Source organism: Rhizobium acidisoli, from assembly GCF_002531755.2.
Classification (GTDB): domain Bacteria; phylum Pseudomonadota; class Alphaproteobacteria; order Rhizobiales; family Rhizobiaceae; genus Rhizobium; species Rhizobium acidisoli.
This window is the reverse complement of the sequence record NZ_CP035000.1, coordinates 496,845-519,670: the sequence shown is the minus strand read 5'-3', so window position 1 is coordinate 519,670 and position 22,826 is coordinate 496,845. Positions and strand designations below refer to the sequence as shown.

Annotated in this window: 19 protein-coding genes; 5 read left to right on the top strand and 14 right to left on the bottom strand. The window is 61.1% G+C overall.

The genetic code is table 11. From position 1 onward, the window contains the following. Positions 1-326: 326 nt before the first annotated feature. Complete coding sequence (locus CO657_RS28100; protein WP_054184385.1) at positions 327-2,369, top strand: methyl-accepting chemotaxis protein; 2,043 nt, start codon at positions 327-329, stop codon at positions 2,367-2,369. Between the two features lie 135 nt (positions 2,370-2,504). Here the strand turns inward: CO657_RS28100 and CO657_RS28095 are convergent, their stop codons facing one another. Then, positions 2,505-3,284 (bottom strand): alpha/beta fold hydrolase, encoded by a 780-nt coding sequence (locus tag CO657_RS28095; protein WP_054184386.1) that lies wholly within the window; start codon positions 3,282-3,284, stop codon positions 2,505-2,507. 131 nt (positions 3,285-3,415) lie between these two features. Here CO657_RS28095 and CO657_RS28090 point away from each other — a divergent pair, with 131 nt between their 5' ends. Beyond that, positions 3,416-4,315 (top strand): LysR family transcriptional regulator, encoded by a 900-nt coding sequence (locus tag CO657_RS28090; protein ID WP_054184387.1) that lies wholly within the window; start codon positions 3,416-3,418, stop codon positions 4,313-4,315. 64 nt (positions 4,316-4,379) lie between these two features. Here CO657_RS28090 and CO657_RS28085 read toward each other — a convergent pair whose 3' ends face one another. Next, the gene (locus CO657_RS28085) at positions 4,380-5,303 is read right to left on the bottom strand and encodes a LysR family transcriptional regulator (protein ID WP_054184388.1); all 924 of its coding nucleotides are present in this window, start codon (positions 5,301-5,303) and stop codon (positions 4,380-4,382) included. A 121-nt stretch (positions 5,304-5,424) separates the two neighbouring features. On the opposite strand from CO657_RS28085, the gene CO657_RS28080 reads away from it, so the two are divergent. Then, entirely contained in the window at positions 5,425-6,309 is an 885-nt protein-coding gene (locus CO657_RS28080; RefSeq protein ID WP_054184389.1) for an alpha/beta hydrolase, read from the top strand. On the opposite strand, the gene CO657_RS28075 is transcribed toward CO657_RS28080, so the two are convergent. Next, positions 6,267-6,902, bottom strand: coding sequence for a TetR/AcrR family transcriptional regulator (locus CO657_RS28075; protein ID WP_054184390.1), 636 nt, complete (start codon positions 6,900-6,902; stop codon positions 6,267-6,269). The two genes, CO657_RS28080 and CO657_RS28075, sit on opposite strands and share 43 nt — an antisense overlap. 136 nt (positions 6,903-7,038) lie before the next feature. On the opposite strand from CO657_RS28075, the gene CO657_RS28070 reads away from it, so the two are divergent. Then, positions 7,039-9,501: a beta-glucosidase gene (locus tag CO657_RS28070; RefSeq protein ID WP_054184391.1), complete on the top strand. Its 2,463-nt coding sequence runs from the start codon at positions 7,039-7,041 to the stop codon at positions 9,499-9,501. A gap of 35 nt (positions 9,502-9,536) precedes the next feature. Here CO657_RS28070 and CO657_RS28065 read toward each other — a convergent pair whose 3' ends face one another. The 10 genes from CO657_RS28065 to CO657_RS28015 all read right to left on the bottom strand — a co-directional run bounded on the left by CO657_RS28065 (position 9,537) and on the right by CO657_RS28015 (position 19,148). Next, entirely contained in the window at positions 9,537-10,073 is a 537-nt protein-coding gene (locus tag CO657_RS28065; RefSeq protein ID WP_054184392.1) for an OmpA family protein, read from the bottom strand. A gap of 13 nt (positions 10,074-10,086) precedes the next feature. After that, the gene (locus CO657_RS28060) at positions 10,087-10,761 is read right to left on the bottom strand and encodes a L,D-transpeptidase (protein ID WP_054184393.1); all 675 of its coding nucleotides are present in this window, start codon (positions 10,759-10,761) and stop codon (positions 10,087-10,089) included. Between the two features lie 167 nt (positions 10,762-10,928). Then, the gene (locus CO657_RS28055) at positions 10,929-11,864 is read right to left on the bottom strand and encodes a dihydrodipicolinate synthase family protein (RefSeq protein ID WP_054184394.1); all 936 of its coding nucleotides are present in this window, start codon (positions 11,862-11,864) and stop codon (positions 10,929-10,931) included. 133 nt (positions 11,865-11,997) lie between these two features. Further along, the gene (locus CO657_RS28045; RefSeq protein ID WP_054184395.1) at positions 11,998-12,951 is read right to left on the bottom strand and encodes an ABC transporter ATP-binding protein; all 954 of its coding nucleotides are present in this window, start codon (positions 12,949-12,951) and stop codon (positions 11,998-12,000) included. Then, complete coding sequence (locus CO657_RS28040; protein ID WP_054184396.1) at positions 12,952-13,968, bottom strand: ABC transporter ATP-binding protein; 1,017 nt, start codon at positions 13,966-13,968, stop codon at positions 12,952-12,954. Between the two features lie 8 nt (positions 13,969-13,976). Continuing rightward, on the bottom strand, positions 13,977-14,894 hold the full coding sequence (locus CO657_RS28035) for a dihydrodipicolinate synthase family protein (protein WP_054184397.1): 918 nt from the start codon (positions 14,892-14,894) through the stop codon (positions 13,977-13,979). Between the two features lie 18 nt (positions 14,895-14,912). Further along, entirely contained in the window at positions 14,913-15,791 is an 879-nt protein-coding gene (locus CO657_RS28030) for an ABC transporter permease (protein ID WP_054184398.1), read from the bottom strand. A 2-nt stretch (positions 15,792-15,793) separates the two neighbouring features. After that, entirely contained in the window at positions 15,794-16,753 is a 960-nt protein-coding gene (locus CO657_RS28025; protein WP_054184399.1) for an ABC transporter permease, read from the bottom strand. A 69-nt stretch (positions 16,754-16,822) separates the two neighbouring features. Then, entirely contained in the window at positions 16,823-18,421 is a 1,599-nt protein-coding gene (locus CO657_RS28020; protein ID WP_054184400.1) for an ABC transporter substrate-binding protein, read from the bottom strand. Beyond that, positions 18,405-19,148, bottom strand: coding sequence for a FadR/GntR family transcriptional regulator (locus CO657_RS28015; RefSeq protein ID WP_054184401.1), 744 nt, complete (start codon positions 19,146-19,148; stop codon positions 18,405-18,407). Before CO657_RS28015 ends, CO657_RS28020 begins: the two co-directional genes overlap by 17 nt. A 353-nt stretch (positions 19,149-19,501) precedes the next feature. Here CO657_RS28015 and CO657_RS28010 point away from each other — a divergent pair, with 353 nt between their 5' ends. Beyond that, the gene (locus CO657_RS28010; protein WP_054184402.1) at positions 19,502-21,676 is read left to right on the top strand and encodes a TonB-dependent siderophore receptor; all 2,175 of its coding nucleotides are present in this window, start codon (positions 19,502-19,504) and stop codon (positions 21,674-21,676) included. Positions 21,677-21,858: 182 nt separating this feature from the next. On the opposite strand, the gene CO657_RS28005 is transcribed toward CO657_RS28010, so the two are convergent. Then, complete coding sequence (locus CO657_RS28005) at positions 21,859-22,776, bottom strand: helix-turn-helix transcriptional regulator (protein ID WP_054184403.1); 918 nt, start codon at positions 22,774-22,776, stop codon at positions 21,859-21,861. Between the last annotated feature and the right edge of the window lie 50 nt (positions 22,777-22,826).

Here is a 22,826-nt window from a genome sequence, read left to right as displayed (position 1 = left end):
AAGCCGAAGCCGACCGGCGGGTGATTCGCCCAGTTGCCGTGATGACCCGACCCAGCCCCTGCAATCGGGGCTGGTTTTTTGTCGTATCCAATTCCGGCGCTTGCTATCCCAATCGCGCATGCAAGTTTCAGGCTCGGCGAAAGTTGAACTTTTTATTAGATCTTTATCGAACCTTAGTTAGCCAAGCCGTGGCGATTTTCCCTTCGAGAGCGAAGGGCTTCGAAAAGACCGGGCGCACAGGCGGCGGTCGCATGAAGTCGATCACCCATTCCGAGGGACAGCAGGGGATATGAGGACTCCTGTTGCCGCGAAGCAGGACCTGACACATGCCCGCAAGCATCTTTTCGCGCATCAGCACCAAACTGGCCATTCTTTCCGGCATCGGCATTTTCCTAGTGGCGGTTATGCTCATCACCGTCTGGCAGGGTGGCCAGCATGTCTACGAAAGCGCGAAATATCAGGAAGATCAGCTTATCGTTTCCCGCGATCTGGTCGATGCCAAGGCTTCCTGGCGCGGCATGCAGGTCGGCGTGCGCGATCTGCGCCTCGCCACGTCCGCGGACGACATTGCCAAGGCTGCCGATTACATCGCCGCTCGCCATCACTCGGTTATCAAATACCTGGACGAGGCCATGGACGGACTGCGGTTGCCGGTCAACCGGGACCGTATCGTGAAGCTCAAAACGCTGGCCGAGAGCCTTTTCGCCGCAACGGGCGAGATGGTCGAAATTGCCAAGACAAAGGCCGCCCTCAAAGCCGGCGACACGTCACTCGACGCAAAGCAGAAGGACGTTCAGGCAAAGCTGCTGACCGTCTCGGATGAGGCAGCCAAGCTGATCGATGAAGGGGTGGACTCAGCAAAGGCGATGGCGGCAAAGGCTGGGGAAGAGGCGAATGCCGCCGCCGTTCTGGTTCTCTTTCTCAATCTCGGCATCGGCCTGCTGACGATCGCAACGCTGATCGGCGCCGCCGTGTTCGGCGCCCGGGTGATCGCAGGGCCGATCGGGCGGCTCACCACCAACATGAACGATCTGGCCCACGGCAATCATGACATCAATATCCCCTTCGCCGGCCGGCGCGACGAAATCGGCCAGATGGCCCGTGCCGTCGAGGTCTTCAAGCAGAATGGCATCAGGATACGGGAACTGGACGCTGCCGGCGCAGACAAGCGGACGAAGGTCATTGAAATGCAGAAGAACGTCGACGCGGTCATCACGGCCGCGGGCACCGGCGACTTCTCACGGCGCGCTGCCGCCGAATACGGCTACGAGGACTTGAATGGTTTCGCCGGGGGCGTCAACTCCCTGGTTGCATCGGTCGATCGCGGCATCGCCGAGACATGCCGGGTGATTGCAGCACTCGCCGAAGGTGATTTGACCGAAAACATGAGGGGCGAGTTCCAGGGCGCCTTCGGAGAACTCAAGCAAAATGTCGACGCAACCATGACCAATCTGCGCTCCGTTCTCGGCGAGGTGCGGGCGGCCGTCGACATTATCAACGGCGGCGCCGGCGAGATGAGGATCGCCTCCGGAAATCTGTCGCAGCGCACCGAACAGCAGGCGGCCTCGCTGGAGGAAACCTCTTCCGCCTTGGAAGAGATTACCGTCGCGGTGAAGCACTCGACCGAGCGTGCCTCGGAAGCCAGCCATATGGTCGACGAGGCGAAGAGAAGCACCGGCCAGTCGAGCGCCGTGGTCAGCCAAGCCGTTTCGGCCATGGGACGGATCGAGCAGGCGTCAGGCGAAATCGGCAAGATCATCTCTGTCATCGACGAGATTGCCTTCCAGACAAATCTTCTGGCGCTCAATGCCGGCGTCGAGGCGGCGCGGGCCGGTGAGGCCGGCAAGGGCTTTGCCGTCGTGGCGCAGGAGGTGCGCGAACTGGCACAGCGCTCGGCCAATGCCGCCAAGGACATCAAGGTGCTGATCAACCGTTCCAGCGACGAGGTCCATTCCGGGGTAAAGCTGGTGACGGCGACGGGCGAAGCGCTCGGCAATATCCAGGATCAGGTGGTCAAGATCGACGAGCACGTACGCTCGATCGCAACGGCCGCGAGAGAGCAGTCGACCGGCCTCTCCGAGGTCTCGACCGCGGTCAATCAGATGGATCAGGTGACGCAGCAGAACGCCGCGATGGTCGAGGAATCCACCGCCGCGACCAACCGGCTGGCGGACGAGGCGGCCAATCTTGCCCGCCTGATCGCCCGCTTCAAACTGGATGCCGGGCAGATTGCACCGCGTGCTGCCAATCCCGAAAGCAGGCCGGTCACCTCGCCGGCGCGCAGCCTCGGCCAAAAGCTCGCCGGTGCCTTTGGCGGACGCGCCGCCACCGCGACCGCCGCTGCCGCTTCTTCATGGGAAGAGTTCTGATGGAAGCGGCGGCTGTCGACTGTTGAATTTCAACTTTACTTTTTTACCGAGCGCAGGCAGTTTCTATGGCTGCGCTCGTTCGCCGTGAGTGGAATGGGAAGTTGCGCACATCCGATGTTCAGCGCATGGGCGTTTCTACTTTGATATCTCAGCCGCAGCTGCAAGGATCACTTTTGCGACTTCAGCCGGCTGCGACAGTTGCGGCGTGTGTCCTGCCGACAAGCTCACAACGTGAGCCGAGATCTTCTTTGCCATCGCCTTTTGTAGATCCGGCTGAATCATGTGGTCCTGCTCGCTGATAACGTACCAGGAAGGCTTGGTCTTCCAACCCGCATCGCTGACCTTCTCTTCGAAATTCCTGCCACGCACGGGGCCTTGTGTGGCCGCCATCAGCGACGTTTGATCGGCCGGAAGATCCTGTGCGAGATGCTTGGCCACCCCTTCGGGGCTCAACGTCAGGAATCCTTCTTTATCGGCGATGATGTGAGCGAAACCGGACGGTGTGGGGTAGTCTTTCGTCAGCTCCGCCACCGATTGCCCTTCCGATGGAGCGAATGCGGCGACATAGACCAGCGATTTGACGCTCTCGTGCCGGCCAGCTTCGGTGATGACGACACCACCCCAGGAATGGCCCACCAGGACGACGGGATCGGTCTCGTTGTCCAGTGCGCGCCGCGTTGCGGCTACGTCATCGGCCAGCGACGTAAGAGGGTTCTGCACCGAAACAACCTTCAGCCCTTCGTTCTGAAGGAGGGGAATAACTTTGTTCCAGGCCGAGCCATCGGCGAACGCGCCGTGCACCAGCACGACAGTGGGCTTCCGGTTATCGGATGTACCAACAGGTGCTGCGTTTGCGGCGAGTGCAGTGCTGCCCAAGGCAGCTGCCAGAACGGCTGTTTTTGCGAAAGAGGCCATAAGGTGTTCCTTTGACGTTGAGCCGACCGCGGGTTCAGCAGAAGGCCGAGTGCAATGGAGGTACCTGTACATATGAAATGAGCGGGGATAAATTATCGCCATGGATCATAACAGCAAACAACTAGTTTCAAATGGATAGACTGGCTTGCATGCAAGTGTTCGTAAAGGCCGTCGAAACTGGCTCCATTTCAGCTGCTGCCGAGGAACTCGAATTGTCATCGCAGCTGGCCGGCAAGCAGTTGAGGGCGTTGGAGCATGGCCTGGGGATCAAGCTGCTCAATCGCACCACCCGCAGGCAAAGCCTTACCGATAGCGGGCGCATATTCTACGATCATGCGAAAAACATCCTGGCGGAAATGGAGGCAGCCGAAGCGCTGATCGCTGAAACCCGCTCGGTTCCGAGAGGGCGACTTCGCATCAGCGCGCCGATCACGTTCGGGAGCCACGCGCTCGCACCTGAAATACCGGAATATCTAAAGCTGCACCCGGAAGTGTTATTGGATCTCAGCCTCACCAATCGGACGGTCGATCTTGTGGACGAGGGTTTCGATGTTGTCTTCCGGACGGGAGAGCTCCCGGATAGCGGTCTGCTGGCGAGAAGTCTTGCCCCTCTTCGCCTGGTTTTGTGTGCAGCGCCGGCCTATCTCAAGTCGGCGGGAAAACTGAGCAAGCCGGAGGATCTGCAAAGGCACGAATGCCTAGTATTCTCGCACACCTCGCTTCGCACGCAGTGGTCATTCGAGGGGCCAGATGGTCTTGTGAGCGTGCCGATTAGCGGCCGACTGTCGACCGACAGCGGCGAGGCGCTTCGTTCAGCCGCCGTGGCAGGCATGGGCGTGCTCCTACAGCCGCACGAACTCGTGGCCGGAGAAATCGACGTCGGACGGCTGGTGAGGCTCTTGCCCGAATACGAGCCGCCCACTCGTCCGTTGCATATGCTGTATGCTCCCGACAGGCGGATGACGCCGAAATTACGGAGCTTTATAGATTTTACTGTGAAGAAATTCGGCAGGGATCAGCGAGAGCGCTGATGCGTGTCGCCTCCGAGCTGACGTTCGCAAGCTGCCTGAAGCTCTCGGAGAGCGCGGATTTGGATCATGGCGATAAGTCGGCGGCCGGTCGAAACGCATCGGGTCGGGCGGCGAAGTTCTCGACCACGAAATCGACGAAAGCGCGGACTTTCGGCGAAAGCTGGCGGTTGGATGGCCAGACGAGGGAGAGCGAACCGAAGGGTGCCATGAAGGCGGTAAGGACGGGGGTCAAAGTGCCGGCTCGCATGTGCGGCGCTGCGACATAGACGGGCAGATGCGCGAGCCCCAGGCCGTCCAGAGCTGCGCGCAACCCCGCATCGCTATTGTTGAAGCTCAGGCTTCGCGGCAAAAGCAGCCGCTCATAGGGCGGGTGGAATGCCCATGGCGCGATACGGCCGCTGGAAGGATATTTGAAGTGAATGCAGGCGTGTTGGGTGAGGTCATCCGGCGTCTCCGGTCGGTCGAGACGCTTGAGATAATCGGGACTGCCGCAAACGACGAAATGCTGCTCGCCGAGATGGCGGGCGATCAATCGCGCATCGGCAAGCTCGCCGCTGCGCACAACGACATCCAGGCCTTGCGTGACCAGATCGACAACCCTGTCTTCGAAATCCATGTCCAGTTCGATCTCCGGAAACCGCTCGGCAAACATCGGCAGGATCGGCATTAACAGGTGATGCCCGACAATATGGGGCACGCTGACCCGCAGGCGCCCCCTTGGGCGTTCCCGGCTTCGCAGGATGATCGCTTCGGCGTCATCCATATCGTCGATGATGCGTTTATAGCGCTCGTAGAGCAGAGTTCCTTCCTCGGTCAGGCTGATGCTGCGCGTGGTGCGGTTGAACAACCGCACGCCCAATCGGCTTTCGAGCCGCGCGACCGCTTTTCCAATCGCGGAGGGTGATACGCCGGCGACGCGAGCGGCTCCGACATAGCTCTGGTGTTCGGCAGCATAGACAAGGGCGAAAACGCTCGCGAGGCTTTCCATTTGGCACCCGATTAGAGATATTTTGTCCTTTATGTACGTCAACAAACCCATATTGATCAATATTACGTAGGAAAAATCCTCTGTCGCCAAGCGTTATCAGCCCTATCAGGGGAGTGCAGGCATGCGGGACTACGCAAAAGAATTGCCTGAGCACGTGAGCAAATACATTGGAGAGAATGAGCTTTTTCTGGAGATATTTCAGGGGAACAACAGTTCGCCGCAATGCGCCCGGCCACCTCTGCTTTTCGTTCACGGCGCCTTCACCGGCAGCTGGATGTGGAGCAAGTACATTCCTCACTTCACATCAGCCGGATGGAATTCTTACTGCATCAATTTGCGCGGCCACTACAAAAGCAGATCGGTCGATTTGACCAAGGTCGAATTTGAGAACTACCTTGATGATATCCGCCAGGCGATCTCCGAAATCGCTGAGGAATACGCAGTCCCACCTGTTGTGATCGGCTTCAGCATGGGAGGGATCCTCAGCCAGAAACTGGCGGAAGGCGTCAGGATTGCCGGGCTGGTGCTGATCGATTCCAGCATTTGCAGGCAAGTGCATGACGAGGTGCCCTATCGTGATCTTGCACCACGAATGCCGGGTCTCATCGTGCCGGCGCCGGCGCGCGACGAGCAAAGCAGCGCCGATGAAACGCTCGACGATATCGCGTTCCAGCGGAAGTACCTGTCGATGGAATCGGCGAAGGCATTCGCCGCGTTTTCCTTTCATTTCGGGGCGGAGGGGATTTCCGTCGATGGCGGGAAAATCACCTGTCCCAGCCTGGTCATCTCAGCCGCCAATGATGAAGAGGATGATCGCCGAGGCCGGGCAATGGCGCGGCATCTTGGCGGCGAATATTTGGGACTGGAGGGAACGACACATACGGGTCTGCTCGTCGGGCAAAGGTATTGTGAAGCCGTAAGCCGCATGATGGTTTGGCTGGCGCGCTTTGCAGAGAACTCCAGTCAGCCTTCCAAGCCGAGGCTCGCCAGCAGCCGGCCGACATAGGCTTCCAAGCCGCCGACCATGTCGAAGCGGTCGGGATCGCGCAGCCAGAGCATCTGCAGGCCGTCCATTACCGCGATCAGTTCGGCGGCCATTGCCCTGCCGTCGGTCTTGGCGTCGATCGTGCCGTCGGCAATCGCCCGTTCGAAGGTCGCGGCGACATCCTTCTGCATCTGGGTGGCACGCGCGAGAAACCATGCTTTGGCGGGATGGCCCTTCATCAGGCTCTCGGCATTCAGGATGGCGAAGGCCCTGACAACCTCGATCATGTCGGCATTGCGGCGGAAGATGGCGACCATGCCCTTGAGCAGGCCGCTGAGATCGGAGCGATAATGCTCGATGAAATCAGCACTTTCGAGATCGCGTTGTGCGAGGATCGCCAGCAGCAAATCGACCTTTGTGGGAAAGTGGTGCAGCAAGCCGGGCAACGACAGGCCGACATCCCGGGCGATATCGCCGATCGCGGCATTCTGGTAGCCGTCCTCGGCAAAGCGCCGCATCGCCGCCGTAAGGATTTCCGCGCGGCGTGTCTCTCCCTTGCGGGATCGGCGCCGTCGTTTTTCCTCTCCGGTCTGCTGTTCCGACAATTCTGCCATCGTCTCTTGTCTGCCTCCTGGAGCGGCGATCGGCCGATTTCTCCCATGCTCTCCATTCATACATCAGGCCGGCCCGATTGACATCTTAAAAATACCGAGTAATCGGTAGGTTTAAGGATTTTGGTGGGAGGCTTGCATGATTGATTCCATTCTCGACCAGATGACGCTCGAGGAGCAGGTCTCGCTGCTATCCGGCGCCGATTTCTGGACGACCGTCCCGGTCGAGCGTCTCGGCGTGCCGAAGATCAAGGTGACGGACGGCCCGAATGGCGCGCGCGGCGCCGGTTCCCTGGTCGCCGGCGTCAAGGCGACCTGCTTTCCCGTCGGCATCGCGCTCGGCGCCACCTGGAATCCCGAACTCGTCTCGCAGATGGGCGCAGCCCTTGCGCGTCAGGCAAAGAGCAAGGGTGCCGCGGTGCTGCTCGCGCCCACGGTGAATATCCATCGTTCCGGCCTAAACGGCCGCAATTTCGAATGTTATTCCGAAGATCCGATGCTGACTGCCGAACTCGCCGTCGCCTATATCGACGGCGTGCAGGGCGAGGGGGTCGCGGCGACGATCAAGCACTTTGCCGGCAACGAATCCGAGATCGAGCGGCAGACCATGTCGTCCGATATCGACGAGCGGTCGCTGCGCGAAATCTACCTGCCGCCCTTCGAACAGGCCGTGCGCCGCGCCGGTGTGATGGCGGTCATGTCTTCCTATAACCGCCTCAACGGCACCTATACCAGCGAGCATCACTGGCTGCTGACCAAGGTGCTGCGTGAGGAATGGGGATTTGACGGTATCGTCATGTCCGATTGGTTCGGATCGCATTCGACTGAAGAGACGATCAACGCCGGTCTCGATCTTGAAATGCCGGGTCCGGCGCGCGATCGCGGCGAGAAGCTGGTTGCCGCCGTGCGCGAGGGCAAGGTCGAGGCGGCGACGGTACGGGCGGCGGCGCGGCGGATGCTGCTTCTGCTCGAGCGGGTCGGCGCCTTCGAGAGCAAACCCGACCTCAGCGAGCGGGCGATCGACCTGCCTGAGGATCGGGCGCTGATCCGGCGCTTGGGCGCAGAGGGTGCGGTGCTCCTCAAGAATGACGGCATCCTGCCGCTGGCGAAAACCTCGCTCGACCGGATTGCCGTCATCGGCCCCAATGCGGCAAGCGCGCGCGTCATGGGCGGCGGCAGCGCCCAGATTGCGGCGCATTATACGGTGAGCCCGCTCGAAGGCATTCGCGCCGCCCTTGCCAATGCCAACAGCATCAGCCATGCGGTCGGCTGCCGCCATAACCGTCTGATCGACGTGTTCAAGGGCAAGATCACGGTCGAATATTTCAAGGGTCGCGGCTGCAGGGGCAATCCGCTGCATGTCGAGACCGTCGACAAGGGCGAATTCTTCTGGTTCGAGCTGCCGTCGGGCGAACTCGATCCCGCCGATTTCTCCGCCCGGATGAAGATGCAATTCGTGCCCGAGGAGAGTGGCGATCATGTTTTCGGCATGACCAATGCCGGCCTGGCGCGGCTCTTCGTCGACGGTGCGCTGACGGTGGATGGCCATGATGGCTGGACGCGCGGCGAAAACTATTTCGGCACGGCCAATGACGAGCAGCGCGGCACCATGGCGCTCGAAGCCGGCGGGGCCTATGCAGTCACCGTCGAATATGAGCCGTCCATCGCGAGCGGGGAGGGCATCAACCTTATCGCCGTTCGTTTCGGCGTGGAAAAGCCGCTCGGCGAGGCCGATATCGAGGCGGCCGTCGAGACGGCCCGCAATGCCGATCTGGCGCTTCTCTTCGTCGGCCGTGACGGCGAATGGGATACGGAAGGTCTGGATCTGCCCGACATGCGGCTTCCGGGCCGCCAGGAGGAATTGATCGAGCGGGTGGTGGCCGCCAATGCCAATACCGTCGTCGTGCTGCAAACCGGCGGTCCGGTGGAAATGCCCTGGCTCGGCAAGGTCCGCGCCGTGCTGCAGATCTGGTATCCGGGGCAGGAGCTGGGCAATGCCGTCGCCGACGTGCTGTTCGGCGATGCCGAGCCCGGCGGGCGCCTGCCGCAGACCTTCCCGAAGGCGCTCTCCGACAATTCCGCCATCACAGGCGATCCCGCCGTCTATCCCGGCAAGGACGGGCATGTACGCTACGCCGAAGGCATCTTCGTCGGCTACCGTCATCACGATACACGCGCCGTCGAGCCGCTCTTTCCCTTCGGCTTCGGCCTTGGTTATACCCGCTTCAGCTGGGCCGAGCCGCGGTTGTCGGCCGGCGCAATGGGAGCTGAAGGGATTACCGTGAGCGTCGACCTGACCAATATCGGCGACCGGGCGGGATCCGAACTGGTGCAGCTCTATGTGCAGTCGCCAAAGACCAAGGTGGAGCGGCCCGACAAGGAACTGCGCGCCTTCGCAAAGCTTTCGCTGCAGCCCGGCGAGACCGGCACGGCGGTGCTGAAGGTCCTGCCGCGGGATCTCGCTTATTTCGATGTCGAGACCGGCGCCTTCCGCGCCGAACCCGGCAACTACCAGCTGGTCGTGGCGGCGAATGCGGCGGATATCAGGTTCGTCATTGATCTGTCCTCACCACTCACCCACGTGCTGCCGCCTTCATATTAACGCAGACTGGCAAGGCCCCGCCGCTCGATCTGCGGTCAGACCGCGTCGGGCTGAGTGCGGAGATTGGTGACGACGCGCCGGTTCTGCACCTTGCAGGAGCGCTCGGTGCAGTCGCGGACTTCGCGATCGTTGCCGTAGCCCTTGGCCCACATGCGCTTGGCGTCCACGCCCTTCGAGGCGAGATAGGCCATCGCCGCATCGGCGCGCTTCTGCGACAGCGTCTCCATCTTCGACGCGGAACCGGAATCGTCGGCAAATCCCTGCAGCTTGAGCAGCCAGGTCGGGTTCCTGTTGAGCCAGTTGGCCTGGTTGTCCAAGGTTGCCATGGCAACGGAATCGAGCGCGGCCGAGTCCTGCTTGAAGTAGATCCGCCTGCCGACATTGAGGATAAAATCCTCTTCGCTGCCCGCCGCGACGTTTTCGAAGCCGGGCGCGGGATCGTTGGTCTGGCCGGTCATCGGCGCAGCAGTCGGTTCTTCCAGGGAGGCGACCTCCGTGGTGGAGCAGGCGGCAAGCGCCAGGAGCATGGCCGCGGCGAGAAGGCGGCTCGTGTATCCGGTCGTAGCAGACATCAGGTGATATTCCTTATTCGACCGGGGTTGTTTGGCTGACCTGCGTGGTACTTTCGGCCTGGTCGGCGATATGTGGCAGAACCTGTACCGCGGTGCCGATGGGGCAACGCTGGTAAAGGTCGATGGCGTCTTCGTTGAACATGCGGATACAGCCGCTGGAGGCATCCTTGCCGATGCTCCATGGCTCAAGCGTGCCGTGGAAGCGGTAGCCGGTGTCGACGCCGTCGCGATGCAGATACATGGCGCGGGGGCCGAGCGGGTTCTTCGGAGAGCCTCCCGCCACGAATTCAGGCAGTTCGGGATGGCGCTTTCGCATCTCCGGCGGCGGCGTCCAGCGCGGCCAAAGCGATTTTGCGTCGATCGTGGCGCGGCCGAACCATTTGAACCCTTCGCGGCCGACGCCGACGCCGTAGCGAATGGCGGTCTTGTTCTCCATGATCACGTAAAGGAAATGGTGCCTCGTATCGACGACGACGGTGCCGATCGGCTCGCTGCTGAAGTATTTGACGACCTGGCGTTGCCACCGTTTGTCGATCTTGGCGAAGTTGGTCCTACGGAATGTCACGCCATTGTCGACGGTGGTGCCGTCAAAATAGGAAGACGCCGCGGCGAATGCCCGTTTGCCGACTGCGCCGGCGCCAAGTAACGCCAAACCACCAAGCAAAATATCCCTGCGGGTCCCTACCATCGGCAATATCCCCCTAAAGCCAAAGCAGCGAATATCAGTAAATCAGATTTTTCATTTGCGACAACAGAAAATTCTTCTCTTCCTTCAAGGCCGACATCGCGTCTGCGGTCTCATGATCTGTATTGCTCCGCTCATTACTCCAGAGTGACCGTTCGCCCAGGGCAACCTCAGGGGAAAAGATCGGGAAGTTCGGAGCGGGCGATGCCCCGCAACCTGACCGCCTCAGCCATGTCAATCGACCGATACGGAAACCGTAAACGCGTGCCCACGGGTCCCCAATTGCCGATGGCGCTCAAAAGCTTATCGAGAGCCGCGTTCGAATAGCCGAATTCCTGGCGAAATGGGACGATATGCGCGTCCATGAAGGTGCAGATGCGTCGTTCCAGATCGAGAGCGGCGTCGAGTTCGTCTCGCATCGACACCGTCCAGGCTTGAGCACCGCGTGGACTAAGGCAGGCTACATTGGAAAAGGAGCCTGCTGCGACGCCCTCCTTGATGCCGGTTGCCAGATGATGGCCGGGGACGAAGAGCGAAAGCCCCGACAGATGCCGGCGTGTTTCGGCATACCAGGCGGCGTCGCCGTCGGCGAGCTTGATGCCGATCACCTCGGGCACTGCCGCGCAGAGCATGCCCAGCGCCTTCGGCGACAGCACCCGTTTTGCATGCGGCGGATTGTAGAGGATCAGCGGAATTCCGCAGGCAACGTCGGCCGCCCGTTTGAGGAAGTCGGCCGCTTCGGCATCGCTGAGCGGCCACCAGTCCGGCAATATGACCTGAATGGCGCGGGGCGCGAACGCGGCGGCGCGGCGGACGCGATTGAGCATGATCAGCGGGTCGGGCTGGCAGGCGCCGATCACGAACGGCATGGAGGAAGCCTGGCAGCGTTCGGCCAGCATCACCTGGATCCTGTCGAATTCCGCCTCCGTCTGATTGTGGAATTCGCCGGCGGTGCCGTTCGAATAGATGCCGTCGACGCCGACATCGATGAGGATGTCGATCTCTTCGCCGAGCTTATCGAATTCGATGCTGTCGTCGGCTGCGATCGGCAGAAGCAGGCTCGCCCAGTTTCCGCCGATGGCCGGATGCGGCGTCTTCGCATTCATTTGTTTTTCCCCTAGAACAGGATGATTTTAGGCCCGTTTGGCCTAAAATCATCCTGTTCTAAATTAAAGAGTTGGAGCATGATGTCGCCCGAAAACCGCTCACACTTTTCGGCATCATGCTCTGGGTGACGGATCAGTTGAGGTCGTCGCGGCTGCAGGCCTTGAAATGGCCGGGCGCGATTTCCCGCAACGGCGGAACGGCGCCGGCGCAGGCATCGAGCGCACTCGGACAGCGCGTGCGAAAGACGCATCCGCTCGGCGGATTGGCAGGGCTTGGAATATCGCCTTTGAGGATCTGCCGGTCGCGGCGGGCATCCGGATCGGGCGACGGAATCGCCGAGAGAAGGGCGCGCGTATAGGGATGCTGCGGCCGCGCATAGAGATCGGCACTCGCAGCGATCTCCATGATGCGGCCGAGATAAAGCACGATCACCCGGTCGCAGATATATTCGACGACGGCGAGGTCATGCGAAATGAACAGCATTGTAAGGCCAAGCCGCTGCTGCAACTCGCGCAGCAGGTTGATCACCTGCGCCTGGATCGACACGTCGAGTGCCGAGACCGGCTCGTCGGCAACAATGAATTCGGGCGACAAGGTCAATGCCCGGGCGATCCCGATGCGCTGGCGCTGGCCACCGGAAAATTCATGCGCATATCGATTGATCGCATCTTCAGGCAGATCGACCTGGGCCAAGGCGGTTTGCGCCCGTTCGAGCCTATTGCGTGGCGATCCGATCCCCTGGATCTTCAGACCCTCCGTCAGGATTTCTCCGATCGTCATGCGTGGCGACAGACTGGCGAAAGGGTCCTGGAAAATATACTGCATGCGCGGCCGTTGCCGTCGGAGCGCCGAGGCGGAAAGTCCGGTGAGTTCCTGTCCGTCGAAACGGACACTGCCTGCGGAAGGTTCGATGAGCCGGAGGACGGAGCGCCCGATGATGGTCTTTCCGCTGCCGGATTCGCCGACAAGCCCGACGACTTCCCCCTTGCCGATATCGAAGGATATACCCTCGAGAATGTTCAGCCGCGTGCCGCGGGACGTATAATGTTTCGAGAGATCGCGGACAGAGAGCAGCGGTGCGTTCATCTAGATCTCCTGCCATCTGATACAGCGGCTGGCGTGCTGCGCATTGACCTGTTCGAGCACGGGGATCGCGGCGCGACAGGCATCGATCGCGAATTGGCAGCGCGGGGAAAAGGCGCAGCCGCTCGGCATGTTCATCAGGCTCGGGACCATGCCGGGAATGGCAGAGAGTTTTTCGCCGGCCTGTTTCATCCGCGATGCGTCGCCGAGGCGCGGCATGGAGGCAAGAAGACCCATCGTGTAGGGATGTTTCGGATTGCGGAAAACCTCGCCGACCGGCCCTTGCTCGACAATCCTTCCGGCATACATCACCGCGACGCGATGGGCGATTTCGGCGACCACGCCGAGATTGTGGGTGACGAAGAGCATGGCCATGCCGCGCTCGCGCTGCAGCTTGAGCAGCAGATCGAGGATCTGCGCCTGGATCGTCACGTCGAGCGCCGTGGTCGGCTCATCGGCGATCAGCAGGGCCGGATCGCAGGCGAGCGCCATGGCGATGGTGGCGCGCTGACGCATGCCGCCCGACAATTCGTGCGGATATTGGCCGGCGCGGTGCCGGGCATCCGGTATGCCGACGCTTTCCAGCAAGGCGACGGCTGCGTTCATTGCGGCCTTCCGGTTCGCGCCGCGATGGATGCAGATCGGCTCGGCGATCTGGTCACCGATCGTGAAAACGGGATTGAGGCTCGACATCGGCTCCTGGAACACCATGCCGATGTCGTCGCCCCTGATCCTGCGCATGCTCTCTTCATCAAGGGAAACAAGATCCCGGACCGCGCCGCTTCTGGTCGTCAGGCGGATGCTGCCGGCGGCGATCACACCGATGTTGCGGGTGAGCAGCCGCATGACCGACAGGCTGGTGACCGACTTGCCGGAGCCGGATTCGCCGACGAGCGCCAGCGTCTCGCCGGCGGCGACCGTCAGGTCGATATCGTTGACCGCCGCGATCTCGCCGCCGCGGATGCGGAAGATCGTTCGCAATCCCCTGATGTCGAGTACCGGTTCGGCCGTCTGTTCCATCGGCCGGCTCAGCTCAGCAGGCCGGTTGCACGCAGTATCTCGTCGATCCGTGCGATTTCCGCATCGTTGAGCGAGGCGCGCGGCCGCGGCATGACGGCGCTGTCGATAATGCCGAGGCGCTGCATGGCGGTCTTGAACGCGCCGATGCCCGATGCGCCGCCGCTGACACGGCCCTGGGCGACCCAAACGATTTCGAACAGGCGGCAGAGCCGCTCCTGCTCCTTCTTTGCGGCGGCCCAATCGCCCCGCTGCGCGGCATCCCAGAGTCTGACATAGCCGTGCGGATCGACATTGGCGATGCCGGGAACGACGCCGTGGGCGCCCATCAGCAGGGCGGTGTCGACGACGATCTCGGAGCCGGTCATCAGGAAGACGTCCTTGTGCTCGGCGAGGTCGAGAAGCGCATAACGAAAGTTGCCGTCATCGCCGCTGGAATCCTTGAGGCCGATGATGGCGCCTTCCCTGGCAAGTGTGACGACGGTCTGGCGCTGCAGCTTGACGTTAACGCAAACGGGAATGTCGTAGGCGATCAGCGGAACGTCCACCGCATCTCTGACATAACGGAAATGATCGAGGATCTCGGACTGGCTGGTGACCGTATAGAACGGGGCGGTCACGACCACGGCGTCGGCGCCGGCAGCCTTTGCGACCTTCGAATGGGCGATGACCCGATCGGTGGTCGGATCGATGACGCCGACGATCAGCGGCACCCGGCCGTTCACCACCTTGGCGGAATGCTCGATGATTTCGCGGCGGGTCTTTTCGTCATGGAAGATGACTTCGCTCGTCGACCCCAGCACGAATACGCCGTGGCAGCCGGCGTCGATCAGATGTTCGAGCACCTTGGTATAGGAGGGGTAGTCGACGGTGAGATCCGGATTGAGCGGCGTTACGACGGGGGGGACGACACCCTTGAATTTGGCCATTTTCGCTTCTTTCGATTGTCAGTTCAGTTCGGCACGCGGGTCGAAGGCATCTCTGAGGCCATCGCCGATGAAGTTGATTGCAAGCACGGCAAGGATCAGCGCGCCGCCGGGGAAGAGCCATTGCCACGGATATTGTTCGAGCACGGCGGTGGAGCGGGCCGCGTTCAGCATGTTGCCCCAGCTTGCCGCCGGTGGGGCGATGCCGAGACCGAGGAAGGACAAGCCGGCCTCGAGCAGGATGGCGTTGGCGATCTGCAGCGTCGCATAGACCACGAGGATATCGATCGAATTCGGCAGGCCGTGGCGGAAGAGCAGATGCCCGATGCCGGCGCCCATGCCGCGGGCGGCCATGACGAAATCACGCTCGCGCAATTCCAGCAGCCGGGAGCGGATCATCCGCGCCAGCAGCGGCCAGGAGAGCAGTGAGATGACCAGCACCGTCGGCCAGATGCCGGTGCCAGCGATCGAGGCGAGCACAAGCAGGAAGATGACGGGCGGCAGGGTCATCACCAAATCGACGAAGCGCATCGAGACGGCGTCCGCCCACCGACCCGCAAGTGCCGAGATCGCCCCGAACAGAAAACCGATGACCGCCGAAAGCGCGGTCGATGCGATGGCGACCAGCAGCGAAATCCGGCCGCCTTCGAGCACCCGCGCGAAGACATCGCGACCGACGCCGTCGGTTCCGAACCAGTGCGTTACCGTCGGGCCGCTATTCATCGCCAGAAGATCGATGTCGTTCGGCTGGAAAGCCCACCATAGCGGATAGGAGAGGATCAGCAGCAGCATCGGCACGGCGATGCAGACGCCGGCCACCGCTGCGCGGTTGAGCAGGAAACGGCTGAAGGCGCGGGCAAGCGGCCCCGGGCTGCGGGTTTGGGGGGAGCGTGCCAGCATGATCAGCCCACCTTGATGCGCGGGTCGACGACCGCATAGGTGATGTCGGTCAGAAGATTGACTGTGATAACGCAGGTGCCGATGACGAGCGTCGCGCCCATGATCACGGGGTAATCGCGGGTCTGCACGGCATCGACGAGCAAGAGACCCATGCCCGGCCAGTTGAAGACGCTCTCGATGAAGATGGCGCCGCCGATCGCAAGCCCGATGGTGGAGCCGATCAGCGTGACGATCGGAAGAAGCGCATTGCGCAACGCATGTTTGGTGACGACCCAGAACTCGATGACGCCTTTGGCACGGGCCGTGCGGACGTAATCCTGGTTCAGGACTTCGAGCAGCGAAGCGCGCATGTAGCGCATGATCAATGCGGCTTGAGCGACGGACAGAAGTGCCGCCGGCAGGATCAGATGGTGGAGGAGATCGCCGATCGAGAAATCCTCGCCCGGCGTCAGCATGCCACCCGACGGCATCCAGTGCAGCCGGACGGAGAAAATATAAAGGCCGATCAGCGCGCTGAGGAATGCTGGGCTGGAAATGCCGGCAAGGGCAACCACCGACAGAGAGAGGTCGGCAAGCGAGTTGCGGCGGACGGCGCCGATCACCCCGCAGGCGATGCCGGTAACGATGGCGAACGCAAGTGCGGTGCCCATCAACAGCACCGTCGGCCCGATCCGCGACAGCACCAGACCGAGAACCGGCTGGTCGAGACGCTTGATCGAATAGCCGAGATTGCCCGTCAGCGCCTGCTGCAGCCAGCCCAGATACTGAACGGGCAGGGGCTGGTCGAGCCCGAGTCTTCCACGCAGATCGGCAAGATCCGACGGCGACATCGGCAGGTTCGGATCGATATAGGCATCGATCGGATCGCCGGGCGTCAGGCGCAGCAGCAGGAAGATCAGCATGCTCAGGGCGATGAGCATGCCTGTTCCTATGATCAGGCGTCTAAGACTGTATCGAAGCATCGTTCATCCGTCCTGTCAGGCCGTCGTGTCAGGGTGGCCGAAGCCACCCTCGAGCCTTTGCGGAAAACGCTATTCGGCGATCGACCATTTCTGCGGGTCGGCCTGGTAGGGGCCGCCGCCCGGCGCCGGGGTCCAGACGAAATCCTTCGCCTTGGTCGAGACGATGCCGTAACGATTTGCCACCCAAAGCGTCGCCCAGGGCAGGTTCGTGTTCATCACCTTGCAGACATTCTGGTAGGCCGCATCCCGCTTGGCGCTGTCGGGCTCGGCAAGCGCGCTATCGAGCGCCTTGGTGAGATCGGGCATGCGAACTCTGGCGACGTTCGGCCCGGCCGGAGGGATCTGCTTCTCGTTGAGGCCGACATTGATGCTTCCCGCATCCGGCCCGTTCTGCAGCCCGGCGTAAACCATCTGGAACTGGGCGATATCCGGCGTCGCATTCAGCACGATGCTGTTATAGGTCGGCGCATCGACGGCGCGCGGCACGATGTTGATGCCGACCTGGGCAAGCATCGCCTGAACGGCGGCAAGGACGTTGGTGGCAAGCGGCGTGGTGTAATAGGTCAGAAGCGTGATCGGCTTGCCGCCGTTGATCTGATCCCAGCCGGCTTCCTTGAGCAGTTGCTTGGCCTTCTCGGGGTCGTAGGCGTAGGCGTCGATCCCCTGGGGTATCAGCTGTTCGGCGACATAAGCGCAGTTGGCCGGCTTGGCCGCGCCGCCGTAGAGGCTCTGGATGATGGCATCGCGATTGATCGCATACATCACCGCCTGGCGGACGCGCACATCCTTCCAGATCGGGGAATCATGGTTGAAGCCCAGATAGTTGACGACGAAAGAGTTGCCTTCGATGACCTTGAAGTCCTTGTTGTCCTTGAAGGTCGGCACGTCGTTGGAATCGACATAGGTGAACTGGATTTCGCCGGATCGGAGCGCCGCGATCGCTGCGGCCGGGTTGGCGAAATAACGATTGATGACGCGCTCCAGGGCCGGTTTTCCACCGCGATAATCGGTGTATGCGGCAAGCTCGACATATTGATCGGAGACGTATTTGGTGAATTTGAACGGGCCGGTGCCGATCGGCGCGGTGGACCACCACGTGTTCTTTGCCAGCTGGTCGGCCGGTATCGAGGCGAGCGCATGCTCGGGCAGCATCATCACCTTGGTCATCGTGTCGAGAAAACTGCTGCTGGGGGCGCTGAGCTTGATGACGACGGTGTGATCGTCCGGCGTCTCGACGGACGATATGCCCTTCAGCCGGGCAGCGAGCACCGAGCCGGTTTTGGCATCCATCGCAAGGCCGACGGTGAATTTCGCATCCTTGGCGGTGAAGGGCTTGCCATCATGCCATTTGGCGTCGGCGAGCTTGAACGTGTAGGTCATCTGATCCGGGCTGACTTCGTAGGCGTTCGCCAGTGCGCCGACGACCTTCTGCAGATTCTCGTCATAGGTGATCAGCGGTTCGTAATAGATGCTGAGCCAGGTGAAGCCGGCGGTCGCCGCGAGCGGATTGAAGTTGCCCTGGAAGCCTCCGGGGCCGACATCGAAGCCGCCGGAGAGCGTGGCTGCCTGAGCCTGGATTGCCGCGCCCGAAACGACAAGAGCCGGAACCGCAGCCGTCGACAGCAGGGCGCCAAGCGCGATAGCGGATAATCTAGACAGTCTTTTCATGTGTTCCTCCCATGTTTGAACTTGTCTTGTTGTTGGCAATCACCCGGGCAATACCCTCGTAGTGACGATCCAGGCGTCTGCGCGCCTCTTCCAGATCCTTTGCCTCGATCGCATCGACGATCGCGGCATGATCGCGCCACGTCGCCATCGGATCGAGATTTTCGAGGTTGACGAAATCCGACGCCTTGTAGAAGGCGAGCCAGAAGACATCGATCAGCCGTACGAGCGTCTCATTGTCCTGGCAGCGAAACAGCAGCCGGTGGAACAACTGGTCGTCTGCCGCGAAGGTTTCCCCCCGCTCGGCATGGGCGCGCATTCGATCGACGGTGGCGCGCAGTTCGGCGATATCCTCCTCGCCGATCACATCGATCGTCTTGCCGATCAATCCCACTTCCAGCGTCCGCCGGATTTCGAGCACCTCCTCGATCTGGCGCAGGGCGCCGCCGAGGCCGTAAGCGAGGTTGTCGAGAAGCGGCTCGAAGGAAAAGGCCTTCACGAAGATGCCGACGCCGCGTCGTGTCTCCAGCACGCCGAGCGATTCCAGCGCCTTGATGCCCTCCCGCAGCGAATTGCGGCTGACGCCGAGCTGGGTGGCAAGCTCTCCTTCCGCCGGAAGCAGGGTTCCGGGCGCAAGGCCATTGTCGTCGATATAGGCGCGCAGACTTTCCTGCACGGAGACATGCAGCAGCGGTGCGCGCGTCAGCGGCTTCATCGATTTCAATGTCATGCCGGGGTCGCTTTCTCGCATCGGCGATTAGGGTGCCTGTTACATATATACTTGTAGGATATCTGTCAAATGGTCAGCTTGGCCGTGGCGAGTCGATGCACCGGCTTTGAAGTCGCGAGGCTTGCGAAAATAGTGTGCCGGCGAGAGCAGCTTCCGCTTCGATGTCTGGATTATGCGGTTGAAAACACAAGCTAGGGCGCCATGCCGAAACTCGGTGATGCGTACAACCTCTTCGAGAGTGTCCTAGGCTGCGAATTTCATCGATTAAAAGGTGACTAAAACAATCATCTTATGTTGACAACGCCCCCTTCGCTCCATAGGTTCCGCCCGCATCCGTGAGGTAGGGACCAAGAATGGCGCGTGTTTTTTTGAACGTTTCTAATATTGTACCGCAAGTTTACCGAAATAGCCTGTTTGCCACGACAGCTTTGATCGCGATCGGCATTGCAGCCTCGCCAGCTGCCGCACAGAGCGCGTCAACAGGTGACACCGCGACGGCGCTGAAACCGATCGTCATTCAAGGTACAGCCTCTGATAGCAAGACGGACCGGACGTCCGTTGCGGCCAAGAACAGCGCGGGCGCGACCAAGATCAGCACGCCACTCGTCGAGACACCGCGTTCCGTCTCGGTCACCACCGAGAAGGAGATCGAGCAGCGCGGCGCCCAAAGCGTCATCGAGGCGGTGCGTTATACCTCAGGCGTGACGACCGGACCGAACGGCTTCGATCCGCGCTTCGACCAGATCTACATTCGCGGCTTCAACATCACGACGGTCGGTGACTTTCGTGACAGCCTGCGCCAGCCCTACATGAATTACGGCATGTTCCGCACCGATCCCTATCAGCTGCAGCGCGTCGAGGTGATCAAGGGACCGGTTTCCGTTCTCTACGGTGCGGGATCGCCGGGCGGCCTCGTCAACAAGATATCGAAGCTTCCGACCGAGGAGCCGATCCGCGAAGTCGGCATTACCTACGGCACCAAGGACCGGCTGCAGGGGATGTTCGATTTCGGCGGACCGATCAGTGAGGGCAACGACGATTTCCTCTATCGCATCGTCGGTCTCGCCCGCCGCGGCGACACGAATTTCGATATTGCCGACGACCGCTATTTCCTGGCGCCGTCTTTCACCTGGAAGCCTGACGAGGGCACGTCCCTAACTGTGTACGGTCTGGCGCAGTCCGATGAGACCGATTCCAATGTCGGCGCGATCACGACCTTGGACGGCAAGTTCCACGAACTCAGGGAGAGCGATCCCGACTACGATTACCAGAAGGTCAAGCAGCAGCAGGTCGGCTATCAGTTCGAACATGAATTCGACAACGGCCTGACCTTCCGGCAGAACCTGCGTTATTCGCATCTCGATCTGGAGGCCCGCTATCTCGGCATTACCGGCTGGACCGGGACCGTCGCACATCGTGGCACAAATGCGATCCGGGACGAAATGAACGTTTTCCAGGTCGACAACCAGCTCGAAGCGAAGTTCGACACGGGTCCGTTGGCCCATACGATGCTGTTCGGGCTCGACTACACCAATCTCCAGTCGAGCTTTGGCTACGGGGCCGGTGCTGCTGATCCGGCGTTCGACTTCGATATCGCCAATCCGACCTATGGTGTCTCGGGCGCCACGCCGGACTATAGCATCTTGGCTTCCGATGCCGACATGCGGCAGGCCGGCATTTATGCGATGGACCAGATCGAGGTCGGAAACTGGCGGTTCAACCTCGGCGGCCGGCAGACCTGGGTGAACCAGACGCGCGATGCGACCTTGCCCGCGGTCAGCTCGGAGGAGGTCGACAAGAACGCCTTCTCCTGGCAAGCCGGTGCCCTCTACCTCTTCGATAATGGCATTGCTCCCTTCGTCTCCTACGCTACCTCGTTCGATCCGGTGACCAACCGTTCGACCTCAGGCAAGATCCTGGCGCCGACAGAGGGTGAACAGTACGAGGTCGGCGTGAAATACCAGCCGCCGGGCTCCGACATCCTCCTGTCGGCCGTTGCCTATCACATCGTCGAAAAGAACAAGCCGGTGCTGGTCGATCCGCTGTTGTTTGCCTACGGATCGATCGGTGAAGTGACCGGGAAGGGCATCGAACTCGAAGCCCGCGCGGCGGTAGCCGATGGCTGGGATCTTATTGCGGCATACACTTACAACCAGTCGGAAGTGACGGGAGGCGGCGAAAACGAGGGCAATACGCCAGCCTTGACGCCCTCGCATGTCGCCAGCCTCTGGGCCAACTACACGTTCCAGGAAACCAACCCCTTCCATGGCCTGTCCGTCGGTGCGGGCGTTCGTTATGTCAGCGAAAACTGGACGGATACGGCCAATACGTCGAAGAACCCCTCGAGCTTCTACGTCGACGCATCCGCCTCGTATGATTTCGGCGCGGTCGACAAGAAATACGAAGGCCTGACGGCGGCATTCAATATCCGCAACATCGCCGATGAACGCGATACCGTCTGCAACGAGGGCTTCTGCTATCTCGGCCAGGGCCGCAACATGACGGGGACGCTGAAGTATCGATGGTAAGGCATGGCTGCAGAGCCGAATAGGGCGTCTCGGCGCCCGACTTAGATTGCCGATCATCCCGTCACCCACCAGGCCGTTGACCTCGACGGCCCGGTGGGTGATCAAGCTCTCGAAAGAGCCAAGCAGCGATTTGACCGGCCTGAGCACTGCAAAAATCGACAAACAATCGGCGGTCAACTGAGCTATGCGGCGGCGTTCGCGGGGGGCCTTGCCTGCTCGGCATATCTCGAGGGCGGCAATCCGACGAAGCGGGTAAAGGCCGTGCTGAACGCACTTGCGGAGCCATAGCCGATGCGCAGCGCTATCTCCTGAATTCCGATCCCGTCCTGCCTCAGCAGATTTTTGGCCAGCGCCATGCGCCACGATATGAGATATTCCATTGGCGCCAGGCCCATAGCGTGCCGAAAGCGATTGAAAAACGCCGACCGCGACAGGGCCGCCTCATCGGCAAGCTGTTCCACCGTCCATTCCCTGGCTGGGTCTTCATGCAGTCGACGGATGGCCAGGGCCAGACGTGCATCTTTGAGGCCTCGCAGAATTCCACGCGGCGTCTCCTCCACGACATCCGACCGCAGCGCCTCGACAAGCAGGACTTCCAACAGCCGGGCAAGGATCATGTTCTTTCCCGGGCGCTCAGCACGGGCTTCGTCGGTAACGAGATGAACGATCGCCGACAGCCTGTTATCGCCGCTGATATGGATGATTTGCGGCAGCAGGGAGACCAGCAACGCCGCATCAGGCGAGCCGAAAGAGAAATGGCCGACGAGCAATCGTGCATTCGCTGCGCCCTCGGGGTCACCGTGGCGGGTTTCGTCCGGGAGCATTGTCACGGTGAGGGGATCGATCCCGGGCGACAACTCAGCGCCCAGACTCGACATCGTGAAGGAATGAGCCGCCGGGATCAGTACGAAGTCGCCTTCGCGCAGAATAATCCGATCGTCCTCTGCGCTGAGCTGTGAGGCACCCTCCAGGACTACGCAATAGAATGGCTGGCCAGTCTCCTGGCGATCCACGCGCCACATCCCTGCGCCGCTGACCACCTTTGAATACCGCGCTGCTGGCTGCAGAAGCGTGACGATGTCCGCCAAAGGGTCGCTCATCGATACTCCTGATAATCAAATATGGATTATGCATGATATACAGTATCGAT

Excerpts from the sequence above, each read along its gene's own strand:
- CO657_RS28100 (WP_054184385.1), top strand. The coding sequence starts at position 327 with ATGCCCGCAAGCATCTTTTCGCGCATCAGCACCAAACTGGCCATTCTT.
- CO657_RS28095 (WP_054184386.1), bottom strand. The coding sequence starts at position 3,284 with ATGGCCTCTTTCGCAAAAACAGCCGTTCTGGCAGCTGCCTTGGGCAGC.
- CO657_RS28090 (WP_054184387.1), top strand. The coding sequence starts at position 3,416 with ATGGATAGACTGGCTTGCATGCAAGTGTTCGTAAAGGCCGTCGAAACT.
- CO657_RS28085 (WP_054184388.1), bottom strand. The coding sequence starts at position 5,303 with ATGGAAAGCCTCGCGAGCGTTTTCGCCCTTGTCTATGCTGCCGAACAC.
- CO657_RS28080 (WP_054184389.1), top strand. The coding sequence starts at position 5,425 with ATGCGGGACTACGCAAAAGAATTGCCTGAGCACGTGAGCAAATACATT.
- CO657_RS28075 (WP_054184390.1), bottom strand. The coding sequence starts at position 6,902 with ATGGCAGAATTGTCGGAACAGCAGACCGGAGAGGAAAAACGACGGCGC.
- CO657_RS28070 (WP_054184391.1), top strand. The coding sequence starts at position 7,039 with ATGATTGATTCCATTCTCGACCAGATGACGCTCGAGGAGCAGGTCTCG.
- CO657_RS28065 (WP_054184392.1), bottom strand. The coding sequence starts at position 10,073 with ATGTCTGCTACGACCGGATACACGAGCCGCCTTCTCGCCGCGGCCATG.
- CO657_RS28060 (WP_054184393.1), bottom strand. The coding sequence starts at position 10,761 with ATGGTAGGGACCCGCAGGGATATTTTGCTTGGTGGTTTGGCGTTACTT.
- CO657_RS28055 (WP_054184394.1), bottom strand. The coding sequence starts at position 11,864 with ATGAATGCGAAGACGCCGCATCCGGCCATCGGCGGAAACTGGGCGAGC.
- CO657_RS28045 (WP_054184395.1), bottom strand. The coding sequence starts at position 12,951 with ATGAACGCACCGCTGCTCTCTGTCCGCGATCTCTCGAAACATTATACG.
- CO657_RS28040 (WP_054184396.1), bottom strand. The coding sequence starts at position 13,968 with ATGGAACAGACGGCCGAACCGGTACTCGACATCAGGGGATTGCGAACG.
- CO657_RS28035 (WP_054184397.1), bottom strand. The coding sequence starts at position 14,894 with ATGGCCAAATTCAAGGGTGTCGTCCCCCCCGTCGTAACGCCGCTCAAT.
- CO657_RS28030 (WP_054184398.1), bottom strand. The coding sequence starts at position 15,791 with ATGCTGGCACGCTCCCCCCAAACCCGCAGCCCGGGGCCGCTTGCCCGC.
- CO657_RS28025 (WP_054184399.1), bottom strand. The coding sequence starts at position 16,753 with ATGCTTCGATACAGTCTTAGACGCCTGATCATAGGAACAGGCATGCTC.
- CO657_RS28020 (WP_054184400.1), bottom strand. The coding sequence starts at position 18,421 with ATGAAAAGACTGTCTAGATTATCCGCTATCGCGCTTGGCGCCCTGCTG.
- CO657_RS28015 (WP_054184401.1), bottom strand. The coding sequence starts at position 19,148 with ATGACATTGAAATCGATGAAGCCGCTGACGCGCGCACCGCTGCTGCAT.
- CO657_RS28010 (WP_054184402.1), top strand. The coding sequence starts at position 19,502 with ATGGCGCGTGTTTTTTTGAACGTTTCTAATATTGTACCGCAAGTTTAC.
- CO657_RS28005 (WP_054184403.1), bottom strand. The coding sequence starts at position 22,776 with ATGAGCGACCCTTTGGCGGACATCGTCACGCTTCTGCAGCCAGCAGCG.